At 72.8% G+C, this 11,423-nt stretch carries 13 protein-coding genes; 7 read left to right on the forward strand and 6 right to left on the reverse strand.

Annotation, left to right across the window (positions count from 1 at the left end; genetic code table 11):
• Positions 1 to 68: 68 nt before the first annotated feature.
• Together ddaH and BEK98_RS17420 are read right to left on the reverse strand one after the other, a co-directional pair.
• Positions 69 to 845, reverse strand: a complete 777-nt coding sequence (gene ddaH / locus BEK98_RS17415) for a dimethylargininase (protein ID WP_094217472.1) — start codon at positions 843 to 845, stop codon at positions 69 to 71.
• 136 nt (positions 846 to 981) lie between these two features.
• Positions 982 to 2,607, reverse strand: a complete 1,626-nt coding sequence (locus BEK98_RS17420; protein WP_094217473.1) for an ABC-F family ATP-binding cassette domain-containing protein — start codon at positions 2,605 to 2,607, stop codon at positions 982 to 984.
• Positions 2,608 to 2,971: 364 nt separating this feature from the next.
• On the opposite strand from BEK98_RS17420, the gene BEK98_RS17425 reads away from it, so the two are divergent.
• Complete coding sequence (locus tag BEK98_RS17425; protein WP_094217474.1) at positions 2,972 to 3,805, forward strand: isocitrate lyase/PEP mutase family protein; 834 nt, start codon at positions 2,972 to 2,974, stop codon at positions 3,803 to 3,805.
• Between the two features lie 18 nt (positions 3,806 to 3,823).
• Here the strand turns inward: BEK98_RS17425 and ssgD are convergent, their stop codons facing one another.
• The gene (gene ssgD, locus BEK98_RS17430; protein ID WP_094217475.1) at positions 3,824 to 4,240 is read right to left on the reverse strand and encodes a spore wall synthesis regulator SsgD; all 417 of its coding nucleotides are present in this window, start codon (positions 4,238 to 4,240) and stop codon (positions 3,824 to 3,826) included.
• 187 nt (positions 4,241 to 4,427) lie between these two features.
• On the opposite strand from ssgD, the gene BEK98_RS17435 reads away from it, so the two are divergent.
• On the forward strand, positions 4,428 to 5,540 hold the full coding sequence (locus BEK98_RS17435) for a WD40/YVTN/BNR-like repeat-containing protein (RefSeq protein ID WP_208643133.1): 1,113 nt from the start codon (positions 4,428 to 4,430) through the stop codon (positions 5,538 to 5,540).
• Positions 5,541 to 5,597: 57 nt separating this feature from the next.
• The gene (locus tag BEK98_RS17440) at positions 5,598 to 5,930 is read left to right on the forward strand and encodes a plasmid stabilization protein (protein ID WP_094217476.1); all 333 of its coding nucleotides are present in this window, start codon (positions 5,598 to 5,600) and stop codon (positions 5,928 to 5,930) included.
• 8 nt (positions 5,931 to 5,938) lie between these two features.
• Here the strand turns inward: BEK98_RS17440 and BEK98_RS17445 are convergent, their stop codons facing one another.
• Entirely contained in the window at positions 5,939 to 6,235 is a 297-nt protein-coding gene (locus tag BEK98_RS17445) for a YciI family protein (protein ID WP_094217686.1), read from the reverse strand.
• Between the two features lie 61 nt (positions 6,236 to 6,296).
• Here BEK98_RS17445 and BEK98_RS17450 point away from each other — a divergent pair, with 61 nt between their 5' ends.
• On the forward strand, positions 6,297 to 7,004 hold the full coding sequence (locus BEK98_RS17450) for an endonuclease V (protein WP_094217477.1): 708 nt from the start codon (positions 6,297 to 6,299) through the stop codon (positions 7,002 to 7,004).
• Here the strand turns inward: BEK98_RS17450 and BEK98_RS17455 are convergent.
• Positions 6,968 to 7,156, reverse strand: a complete 189-nt coding sequence (locus BEK98_RS17455; RefSeq protein ID WP_094217478.1) for a hypothetical protein — start codon at positions 7,154 to 7,156, stop codon at positions 6,968 to 6,970. The genes BEK98_RS17450 and BEK98_RS17455 overlap by 37 nt on opposite strands.
• A 203-nt stretch (positions 7,157 to 7,359) precedes the next feature.
• On the opposite strand from BEK98_RS17455, the gene mmpA reads away from it, so the two are divergent.
• Positions 7,360 to 7,506 (forward strand): morphogenic membrane protein MmpA, encoded by a 147-nt coding sequence (mmpA, locus tag BEK98_RS17460; RefSeq protein ID WP_244201883.1) that lies wholly within the window; start codon positions 7,360 to 7,362, stop codon positions 7,504 to 7,506.
• A 10-nt stretch (positions 7,507 to 7,516) separates the two neighbouring features.
• On the opposite strand, the gene BEK98_RS17465 is transcribed toward mmpA, so the two are convergent.
• Positions 7,517 to 8,695, reverse strand: a complete 1,179-nt coding sequence (locus tag BEK98_RS17465; RefSeq protein WP_094217480.1) for a saccharopine dehydrogenase family protein — start codon at positions 8,693 to 8,695, stop codon at positions 7,517 to 7,519.
• Between the two features lie 203 nt (positions 8,696 to 8,898).
• On the opposite strand from BEK98_RS17465, the gene BEK98_RS17470 reads away from it, so the two are divergent.
• Positions 8,899 to 10,059 carry a CaiB/BaiF CoA transferase family protein gene (locus BEK98_RS17470; RefSeq protein ID WP_167444196.1) on the forward strand — a complete coding sequence of 387 codons (1,161 nt, stop codon included), beginning with the start codon at positions 8,899 to 8,901 and terminating at the stop codon, positions 10,057 to 10,059.
• A 107-nt stretch (positions 10,060 to 10,166) separates the two neighbouring features.
• Positions 10,167 to 11,381: an acetyl-CoA C-acetyltransferase gene (locus BEK98_RS17475; protein ID WP_094217482.1), complete on the forward strand. Its 1,215-nt coding sequence runs from the start codon at positions 10,167 to 10,169 to the stop codon at positions 11,379 to 11,381.
• The last annotated feature ends 42 nt before the right edge of the window (positions 11,382 to 11,423 follow it).

The raw sequence follows: 11,423 nt of genomic DNA on the forward strand, positions 1-11,423 counted from the left end.
ATTGAGGGCATGCCAAACGGCCCCGGGACGCGCAGGTCCCAGGGCTGTAGGAGTGACGGGATCACCCGTCAGGCGTACAAGTCCCGCATGCGCACCGAGAGGCACGTCACACAGCCCTCGAGCTTCTCGAACTCGCCGATGTCCACCGTGACCACCTCGTGGCCGAGATCGGTGAGCAGCTCCGCCGTCTTCGGGGCGCTCGTCGCCATGAGCAGCTTGTGACCGCCGAGCAGGACCACGTGCGCGCCGGACTCCTCCGGCACCGACAGGAAGCCCGGGAACAGGGACGGCCGGTCGACCATCGGGATGTGCCCGATGACCGTCCCGTCCGGCAGCGCGGTGACCGCCGACTTCAGGTGCAGCACCTTGCTCACCGGTACGGCGACCACGCGCGCGCCCAGCGGCTCGAAGGCGGCCCGCAGCTGCTGCACGCCGGCCGCGTTGGTGCGCCCGCCCCGGCCGACGTAGATCGTGTCGCCGACCTTCAGGACATCGCCGCCGTCCAGGGTGCCCGGCTCCCATATCCAGTTCACCGAGCAGCCGAGCCGGGCCACGGCCTCCTCGACGCCCGCGGTCTCCGCGCGCCGGGAGTCGGCGCCGGGCCGGGTGATCAAGGCCACGTTCTTGTACATGACGACGGTGTCCTCGACGAACACCGAGTCCGGGCAGTCGTCGGCCGGGTCGACCTCGATCGTCTTCCAGCCGTGCGTGCCGAGCGCCTCGACGTACGCCTCCCACTGCTCGACGGCGAGGTCCACGTCGACCTTCTCCCGCTCGATGTGCGTCACCAGGCCTTCGGCGAGGCGCGGGCTGGGGCGGCGGACGAGGGCCTTCTTGCTGGGCACTAGGGGCCTTTCGATATCGGCGGTGCGGTTCCGGCGCCCGGGATGCGGCGCCGGTCCGCCATCATGCAGGGCACCGAGGCCTGGACAAAACCCTCGTTGTCAGGCTGTGCCCCTCCTGAGACCCCCGCCGGTCCGGCTAGACCGGATCCCCGAGGGCCTCGGGTGTGGTCTCCTTCAGTCCTCCCTCCTCCATCAGCAGCCATCGGGTGATCCCGATCGACTCCAGGAACGGCAGGTCGTGGCTGGCGACGAGCAGGGCACCCTCGTACGACTCCAGAGCCGTGGTCAGCTGCCGGACGCTCGCCATGTCGAGGTTGTTGGTCGGCTCGTCCAGCAGGAGCAGCTGGGGTGCGGGCTCGGCGAGCATCAGCGCGGCCAGGGCCGCCCGGAACCGCTCGCCGCCGGAGAGCGTCCCGGCGCTCCGGTCGGCCCGTGCGCCCCGGAACAGGAAGCGGGCCAGGCGCGCCCGGATCCGGTTGTTCGTGGCGCCCGGCGCGAACCGGGCCACGTTCTCGGCGACCGTCAGCTCGTCGTCCAGCACGTCCAGGCGCTGCGGCAGGAACCGCAGCGGGACGTGCACCCGTGCCTCGCCGGCCACCGCCGCCAGCTCCCCGGCGACGGTCCGCAGCAGTGTCGTCTTGCCCGCGCCATTGCGCCCGACGAGGGCGATCCGCTCCGGGCCGCGCAGATCGAGGATCCCCTGGACACGCGCCCCGTAGGCCAGCTCCAGGTTCTCCAGGGTGAGCACCTCCCGGCCGGGCGGTACGGCCGTGTACGGCAGGTCGACGCGGATCTCGGCGTCGTCCCGTACGGCCTCCACCGCCTCGTCCAGCCGCTCCCTGGCCTCGGCGAGTTTCTCCTCGTGCATGATGCGGTGCTTGCCCGCGGAGACCTGGGCCGCGCGCTTCCTGAGCTTCATCACGGCCCTGGGCTCGCGCTTGTTCTCGTACATCTTGTCGGCGTAGCGCGTCCGCTTGGCCAGCTTCGAGTGCGCTTCCACGAGTTCGCGCTTCTGCTTCTTGAGATCCGCCTCGGCGACCCGCACCATCCGCTCCGCCGCCTCCTGCTCGACCTCCAGGGCGTCCTCGTAGGCCGAGAAGTTGCCGCCGTACCAGGTGACCTCCCCGGAGCGCAGCTCCGCGATCTGGTCGACCAGGTCCAGGAGTTCGCGGTCGTGGCTGACGACCACCAGTACGCCCGGCCAGGAGGCGACGGCCGCGTAGAGCCGCCGGCGCGCGTACAGGTCCAGGTTGTTGGTGGGCTCGTCGAGGAGCAGGACGTCCGGGCGGCGCAGCAGCAGTGCGGCCAGGCGCAGCAGCACCGACTCGCCGCCGGACACCTCGCCGACGGTGCGGTCCAGGCCGATGTGGCCGAGGCCGAGTTCGCCGAGCGTGACCAGGGCGCGCTCCTCGACGTCCCAGTCGTCGCCGAGGGTCTCGAAGTGCTCCTCGGACACGTCGCCCGCCTCGATGGCGTGCAGGGCGGCCCGCCGGGCGGCGATGCCGAGGGCCTCGTCGACGCGGAGCGTGGTGTCGAGCGTGACGTTCTGCGGCAGACAGCCGACCTCGCCGGTCATCTTGACGGTGCCGTCGGCCGGATCGAGTTCACCGGCGAGCAGCTTCAACAGGGTTGACTTCCCTGATCCGTTGACGCCGACGAGTCCGGTCCTGCCCGGGCCGAAGGCGATGTCGAGGCCGTCGAAGACGGAGGTGCCGTCGGGCCAGGCGAAGGACAGGGACGTGCAGGTGAGGGAAGTTGACATAAGGGCCTCGCGGTTGCTGGATGCGGTCTGGGCGGGCGCATGTCGAGACACCGCGAGGCGTGGACCGAAGAACCTGGGGCACTGAGAAGGGCCTGTGCCTGGGGGACGGCTCGGACGCCGAGGTCGAACGCCACGCACGCACACCTCACCGGTGTGAACGCGGTGTCTCAGGACCTCAGACGAGCAACGTCCTTCTCCAATCGGCGGCAACAGGAACGTTGTAGACCGTACGAGGGGGTCGGGGAGGGTGTCAACGCGATTAATTCACGCGCTGCGGGTGGCTGATTGCATGCTCCTGGCCGGCCCGCGCTCATGTCGGATTTCTGCCAGCGTCCGCCCCGCCGGGGTTGATTGACTTGCCCGCATGACGCTTCAGCACTCGCTTCACAGCTCCGCTCTCGCCTTCCGCGCACTGCACGTGCCCGGCCGCCCGCTGGTCCTGCCGAACGCCTGGGATCCGGTGAGCGCCGCCGTCGTCGCGGAGGCGGGCGCCGCCGCCGTCGCGACCACCAGCGCCGGGCTGGCCTGGGCGCTCGGCGCCGCCGACGGCGACCGGCTCGACCGCGACGGCGCGCTCACGGCCGTCGCCCGCATCGTCGACGCCGTACGGGTCCCGGTCACCGCCGACATCGAGGGCGGCTACGCGGAGGACGCCGCCGGGGTCGCCGACACGATCCATGCGGTGATCGCCGCGGGCGCGGTCGGCGTCAACATCGAGGACGCCCGCCATGAGGCGGGCGGTGAGGCGCTGCGACCGGTCGCCGAGCAGGCGGAGCGGATCGCCGCGGCCCGCGCGGCCGCCGACGCGGCGGGCGTGCCGCTGTTCATCAACGCGCGGATCGACACCTTCCTGCGCGGCGCCGGGGGAGAGGACCTCACCCTGGAGCGTGCGGACGCCTTCCTGGCCGCGGGCGCCGACGGGATCTTCGTCCCCGGGGCCGTCGACCCGGAGACGGTCAAGGTGCTCGTCGCGGGCGTCGACGGGCCGCTCAACGTGATGGTGGGCCCCGGCGCACCGACGGTTGCCGAGTTGGCCGCATGCGGCGTCGCCCGGATCAGCGCGGGCGCGGGTCTCGCCCAGGCCGCCCACGCCCTGGTCCGCCGCGCCGCGCGGGAGCTGCTGCGGGAGGGGACGTACGGGGCGCTGGCCGACGGGTTCGACTACGGCGAGCTGAACGCGCTGCTCACGCGCGCGTAGCTAGTGGCGCGCAGGCGCTCAGCAGGCGTCACGCATCAGCTCGGCCAGGTCGTGGTCGAGGTCCAGCTGCAGATGCTCCAGGCCGACCGGCACTAGGTCGCTGGTCGCCTGGAGGAAACGCCGTATCTCGCCGGAGCGCACATGCACGATCGCGGTGCCCTCGGGGGCGTGGAACTCCAGTACGGTGCGGTCGTAGCCGTACGGCCGCACGCGCACGTCGCCGCAGCCCTCGGGGCCCTGCAGCCCGGCCGCGAGCAGCTCGCGGGAGAAGGTCCAGCAGACCTCGACGCCCTCCAGGGTCGCCGGCGCGGGGAAGGTCATGCGGACGGCGAACGGGTCGCTCCGGTCGTAGCGCAGCTTGGCGGGAATGCTCGGCATGCGCGGTGCGGCGGCGACGAGGCGGGCCTCTACGGGCTGCTCGATGACGGTGGACAACGCCTTGCTCCCTTGTGACGGCTGGAAGTGCTTCCGGGCGGGTGAGGCCTGGCACTGGAAGAGACGAGAGAATCGGCCAATCCGTGCACGCCGGGAACGAGTGACCTCGGTCACCGCATTCATGCACAGGCCTACGGCCGTGAGGTCCTCTGGACGGCGGCGGGCCGGTGGGCTAGCTTCGCCCGCCATGAGGCGCTTGGGGAGCACGCGACGCGGGGGACGGACGGGCCGGCTGGTGGCGGCGGGGGTGGCGTGCGGGGCGGCGCTGGCCGCGCTGACGGTTCCGGCCGCCGAGGCGGGCCCGCTCGGCCAAGGAGTCCGGGGAACCGTGCACTGGGAGGCGAAGAACAGCGGCACCCCGCAGGTGCGCTTCCGCGGCCTGTCCGCCGTCGACCGTGACACCGCCTGGCTGGCCGGTACGGCGGGCACCGTGCTGCGCACCACGGACGGCGGGGCGAGCTGGCGGAACGTCTCTCCGCCGGGCGCGGCCGATCTGCAGTTCCGGGATGTCGAGGCGTTCGACGCGCGGCGCGCGGTGGTGCTGGCCATCGGCGAGGGCGAGGCCTCCCGCGTCTACCGCACCGACGACGGCGGCGCGACCTGGACGGAGTCCTTCCGCAACACCGACCCGAAGGCCTTCTACGACTGCCTCGCCTTCTTCGACCGCCGTCACGGCCTCGCCATGAGCGACCCCGTGGACGGCAGGTTCCGCCTCCTGTCCACCAGCGACGGCGGCCGCTCCTGGCGGGTACTGCCCGCCGACGGCATGCCCGCCGCCCTGGACGGCGAGGCCGGCTTCGCCGCGAGCGGCCAGTGCCTGGTCACCTCCGGGCCGAGGGACGTCTGGCTGGCGACCGGCGGCGGCGCCCACGCGCGCGTGCTGCACTCCGCCGACCGCGGACTGACCTGGACGGCCGCCGACACGCCGATTCCGGCGGCCGATCCGGCCAAGGGCGTCTTCGCGCTCGCCTTCCGAGACCGCACCCACGGACTTGCGGTCGGCGGCGACTACCGGCCCGACCAGACCTCACCACAGGCGGCCGCGGTCACCGCCGACGGCGGCCGCACCTGGCGGCCCGCCGCCACCCCGCCGCCCGCCTACCGCTCCGGCGCCGCCTGGCTCCCGCACAGCCGCGGCGCCGCCCTGGCCGTCGGCCCCACCGGCACCGACCTGACCACCGACGGCGGCCGCACCTGGCGGACCAACGACACCGGCTCGTACGACACCGTGGACTGCACCGCCGACCTCGGCTGCTGGGCGGCGGGGGAGAAGGGGCGCGTGGCGCGGCTGGAGCGCTGATGCGGGAGGCCTGATCGCGGGTACCCGGGCACCGCACACGAGAGGAAGTGGGCGGTCATGCCACGCGGTTCCAGCCCCAAGCGGGAACGCCAGTACGAACACATCAAGCAGAGCGCGCTGGACCGGGGCGAGAGCACGCGGCGCGCCGAGGAGATCGCCGCGCGCACGGTGAACAAGGAACGCGCCCGGTCCGGCGAGTCGAAGACGGCCGGCCGCACCTCAACCCAGGACATGTCGTCCGGCAAGCGGGGCGGCCAGAGGTCGGGCAAAGGCTCCCAGGGGCCCACCTACGACCAGCTGTACAACGAGGCCAGGCAGCGGGGTGTCGAGGGCCGTTCGCACATGAACAAGGCGGAGCTGCGGCGCGCGCTGAACGCCAGGAAGGGCTGAGCCTGGGCTCAGCTCAGCGTCTGCCGGTGCTGCGCCAGTTCGGGGGCCGTCTTGTTGGCGACGAACTCCGTGATGCGGTACTCGCAGACCCCGGCGGCGATGAACGGGTCGCCGGAGGCGACCTCCTCGATGCGGGCCCGGTTCTCCGCCACGGCCAGGATCACCCCGCCGTCGCGGGGGGTCTTGCGCCCGGAGGCGAGGAAGAAACCTTTCTCGTACTGCTCGTCGAGCCAGGCCACATGGGCCGGAATCACGGCGTCCACGGCGTCGAGCGGGGCGGTGTAGGACAGCTCCAGTACGAACATGATCGCGAGCCTACCCCCGGGCCCCGGACGGGCGTCGGCGAGCCGTACAGTCTTGGCCATCATGACGACCGTAGGCGTACCCGCGGGCTGGCCCGCGACCGAGGAAGAGGCCCGCGCGGTACAGGACGAGCTACGCGCGCGGGTGGTGCTCGACGAGCCGGGGCCGCCGCCCGGGACGGGGCACGTCACGGGTGTCGACGTCGCCTACGACGACGACCGCGACCTCGTCGCCGCGGCGGCCGTCGTCCTGGACGCGGCCACCCTGGAGGTCGTCGCGGAGGCGACGGCCATCGGCCGGATCTCCTTCCCGTACGTTCCCGGACTGCTCGCCTTCCGCGAGATCCCGACCGTGCGCGCCGCCCTGGACGCCCTGCCCTGCCCGCCGGGCCTGGTGGTGTGCGACGGCTACGGCCTCGCCCACCCGCGCCGCTTCGGCCTCGCGAGCCACCTGGGCGTGCTCATGGACCTGCCGACGATCGGCGTCGCCAAGAACCCGTTCACGTTCACGTACGACGACCCCGGGCCCGTGCGGGGCAGCTCCGCGCCGCTCCTCGCGGGCACCGAGGAGGTCGGCCGTGCCCTGCGCACCCGGGACGGCGTCAAGCCGGTGTTCGTCTCCGTCGGCCACCGGGTGAGCCTCGACAACGCCCTGGCGCACACCCTGGACCTGGCCCCGCGCTACCGCCTGCCGGAGACCACGCGCAGGGCCGACGCGCTGTGCCGGCGCGCGCTTCAGGAGGCGTCGATCCGCCAGGCGCCCACCTCCTGATACCGCGCGTCGTAGACGGCGGAGCCGTCGCCCGGTTCGAGGGCGTAGTGGTGGAGGTTCCCGCCCCAGTAGCGCAGGATCCGCCCCAGCTCGCCCGCCCGGTCCGCCGCCGACGCGCCCTCGTCCACGGTCACTTCGAGTACGAACTTCACTTCCGTTCCGCCTCCTTCGGCCTGGGCTTCAAGCGTCTCACTGAAGTTCCCGGTGAAACTTTGAGCACGTGGCCGCAGGTGGTTGGGCGTTCCTGGCGCGGAAAGCCTCAAATGCAGGAGAAGGGGAGCCGGAGCCGGGTGAGTACGTCGTCTGAGTACGCGTACGGATGTGCCCGTGCCGCCCCGGCGGCAGGCTGGCCCGCATGACGACGCACCGTTCCGCCAAGACCCTGACCCGCCCCGCCCAGCCCGTCGAGCGCGCCGTGACGGCCGCCCTGGTCCTCGCCGTGGTGGCGGGGCTCGCCTGGATCGGCGGGATGTTCTGGACCCTGCTGGGATGGCAGATGTAGCGCCGGTGACCTACTGCTTGGCGGCCACCCGGAAAGTGATCCCCGCCGCGCGCAGTCGCTCGGTCAGCGCGTCGCCCATCGCGGCGGCCGTGGTGACCTGACCGGCGGTGGGCGGCAGTTCGTCGAAGGCCAGGCTGAGGGCCGCCTCCGCGAACATCTTCGCCGTCTCGTCGTAGCCCGGGTCGCCGCCCGCGACCTCGGTGAGGACGCGCTGCCCGCCGCCCTCGCCGACGAAGCGCACCCGGAACCAGCTCTTCGCCCGCTTCTCCGGGTCAGGGCCGTCCCCGGGCCGCAGCCGGTCCGACAGCCAGCGCCGGGCGGGCGGCAGTTGGGCGGCGGCCGCGACCGCGCCGACGGCGGCGATGCCGCCCGCGGCGACCGGCAGGTGCCGGACCGCCGCATAGTGCCGGTAACGGAAGTCGGGGCCGTACCGGTCCAGGGCCTTCGCCGAGCGGCGCACGATCTGCGGGTCGATGGTCGGCAGCGGCACCGCCCAGGCGCCGACCTCCCTGGCGAACCGCGGCGCGCCCGTCGGTGCCGCCACCCGGCGCCCCATCAGGCGCGGCTCGTGCCGGCCGCGTTCGCGGGCCGCGGCCACCATCTGCCGCCCGCGCGCGAACTGGTTCAGCGCCGAGGCCAGCGTGCCCCCGGAGAAGGCCGCGTCGGCGGTGACGAACCCGTCCACGGTCAGCGGCACGCCCTCGGGCAGCTGCCGGACCGTGAAGTACACGCCCAGGTCGTGCGGTACGGAGTCGAAACCGCAGGCGTGCACGAGACGGGCGCCGGTCTCCCGCGCGCGTGCGTCGTGCCGGACGTACATCAGGTCCACGAACTCGGGCTCGCCGGTGAGGTCGAGATAGTCGGCCCCGGCGTCCGCGCAGGCGGCGACGAGTTCCTCGCCGTAGGTGACGTACGGTCCGACGGTTGTGGCCACCACGCGCGCGTGCTCGGCGAGTGCGCGCAGGGTGGCCGGTTCGCGCACGTCGGCTCGCAGCAGCTCGATGCCGGAGCCGCCGGGCAGCCGGTCGCGCAGCCGCTCCAGTCTGCCCTCGTCGCGGCCGGCGATCGCCCAGCGCAGGTCCTCGGGGGCGTGCGCGGCGAGGTACTCCGCGGTGAGCGTGCCGACGAAGCCGGTCGCCCCGAAGAGCACGATGTCGTAGGGACGGTCCGTCCTTTTCAGCCTGCTCATGACACCCCTTGGTCGTGCAGCCCGCGCCGCTGTCGGTGGCTGAGGCTAGCGTGAAGTGTGCGGACCCCGGACACGGCCTGGGCAGGGCCGGCCGGGCACTTGTCTAAGCGCTTGCTCGTTCAGGCCTTGTGTCCGGTGGAACGTGTTCTTAGCATCACTGGTGTTACATCATTGGTGTCACATGTGCTTGGGGGCAGGACGGCATGACGACGGCAGGGACGCCGAGGACGTCGGGGGACGGCCCGCTCTCAGGCGTGCGCGTGGTGGAGCTGGCCGGTATCGGGCCGGGCCCGTTCGCCGCCATGCTCCTCGCCGACCTGGGCGCCGACGTGGTCCGGGTGGACCGCCCGGACGGTCCGGGCCTCGCGATCGACCCCGCGTACGACGTGACGAACCGCAACAAGCGCTCGGTCGTCGTCGACCTCAAGGCGCCGGACGGCCCCGCACGCGTCCTGGACCTCGCCGCTCGGGCCGACATCCTCATCGAGGGCTACCGCCCCGGGGTGGCCGAGCGGCTCGGCGTCGGCCCCGAGGACTGCCACGCCCGCAACCCCCGCCTGGTCTACGGCCGGATGACCGGCTGGGGACAGGAAGGACCGCTCGCCGACCGCGCCGGGCACGACGTGGCGTACATCGCCCTCACCGGAACCCTCGGCATGATCGGCCGCCCGGACGAGCCCCCGGCCGTCCCCGCCAACCTGCTCGGCGACTACGCGGGCGGCTCCCTCTACCTGGTCGTCGGAGTCCTCGCGGCCCTGCACCACGCGGGCGCGACCGGCACCGGTCAGGTCGTGGACGCGGCCATCGTGGACGGCACCGCGCACCTGTCCGCGATGATCCACGGCATGCTGGCCGCCGGCGGCTGGCAGGACCGGCGCGGCGCCAACCTCCTGGACGGCGGCTGCCCGTACTACGGCACCTACGAGACCGCCGACGGCGGTCACATGGCGGTCGGCGCGCTGGAGGCGCGGTTCTACGAGGAGTTCCTGCACCTGCTCGGCCTCGACGACCTGGTCCCGGCCCGCAAGGACTGGACCCGCTGGGGCGAGCTGCGCGAACGGGTCACCGCCCGCTTCAAAACCCGCACGCGGGACGAGTGGACGACCCTCTTCGAGGGCTCCGACGCCTGCGTGGCCCCCGTCCTCTCCCTCCGCGAGGCCCCGCACCACCCGCACCTGGCCGCCCGCGGCACCTTCACCGACCACGGCGGCATCACCCAGCCCGCCCCCGCCCCCCGCTTCTCCGCGACCCCGACCACGGTCCGCACCGGCCCGGCCCTGCCGGGCGCCGACACCGGGACGGTGGCGCGGGACTGGGGCATACCTGACCTCGTGAACGACGACCTCGTCAGAGAAGGCGACTGACTCCGGAGCAGGCGACCGGCTCCGCCCGCCTGACGAGCGTCCACCCGACGACCACCCGCCCTCGGCGACCGACTCCCGCTCGGCCCACCCTCCCGAAAGGCACTTCAGTGAGCACCGAAGCGTACGTGTACGACGCGATCCGCACCCCGCGCGGCCGCGGCAAGGCGAACGGCGCCCTGCACGGCACGAAGCCCATCGACCTGGTCGTCGGCCTCATCCACGAGATCCGCGACCGCTTCCCGGGCCTCGACCCGGCCGCGATCGACGACATCGTGCTCGGCGTCGTCGGCCCGGTCGGCGACCAGGGTTCCGACATCGCCCGGATCGCCGCGATCGCCGCCGGACTGCCGGACACGGTCGCGGGCGTCCAGGAGAACCGCTTCTGTGCCTCGGGCCTGGAGGCCGTCAACCTGGCCGCCATGAAGGTCCGCTCGGGCTGGGAGGACCTGGTGCTGGCCGGTGGCGTGGAGTCCATGTCCCGGGTGCCGATGGCCTCGGACGGCGGCGCCTGGTTCAACGACCCGATGACCAACCTGGCCGTCAACTTCGTGCCGCAGGGCATCGGCGCCGACCTCATCGCCACCATCGAGGGATTCTCCCGGCGGGACGTCGACGAGTACGCGGCCCTGTCCCAGGAGCGCGCCGCGACCGCCTGGAAGGAGGGCCGCTTCGACCGCTCCGTGGTCCCCGTCAAGGACCGCAGCGGCCTGGTCGTCCTCGACCACGACGAGCACCCGCGCCCCGGCACCACCGCCGACTCCCTCGCGAAGCTCAAGCCGTCGTTCGCGGACATCGGCGAGCTGGGCGGCTTCGACGCCGTAGCGCTGCAGAAGTACCACTGGGTGGAGAAGATCGACCACGTCCACCACGCGGGCAACTCGTCCGGCATCGTGGACGGCGCCTCGCTCGTCGCGATCGGCTCCAAGGAGGTCGGCGAGCGCTACGGCCTCACCCCGCGCGCGCGGATCGTCTCCGCGGCGGTCTCCGGCTCCGAGCCCACCATCATGCTCACCGGACCCGCGCCCGCCACCCGCAAGGCGCTCGCCAAGGCCGGGCTGACCATCGACGACATCGACCTGGTCGAGATCAACGAGGCGTTCGCCGCGGTCGTGCTGCGCTTCGTGAAGGACATGGGCCTGTCCCTGGACAAGGTCAACGTCAACGGCGGCGCCATCGCCCTCGGCCACCCGCTCGGCGCGACCGGCGCGATGATCCTCGGCTCGCTCGTGGACGAACTGGAGCGCCAGGACAAGCGGTACGGCCTCGCCACCCTCTGCGTGGGCGGCGGCATGGGCATCGCCACCATCGTCGAGCGCATCTGAGACTCCCCGCGGACCACGAGACTTCAGACTTCAACGGAGACG

Origin of the sequence: Streptomyces diastatochromogenes (assembly GCF_002242805.1) — a bacterium.
GTDB lineage: Bacteria > Actinomycetota > Actinomycetes > Streptomycetales > Streptomycetaceae > Streptomyces > Streptomyces diastatochromogenes.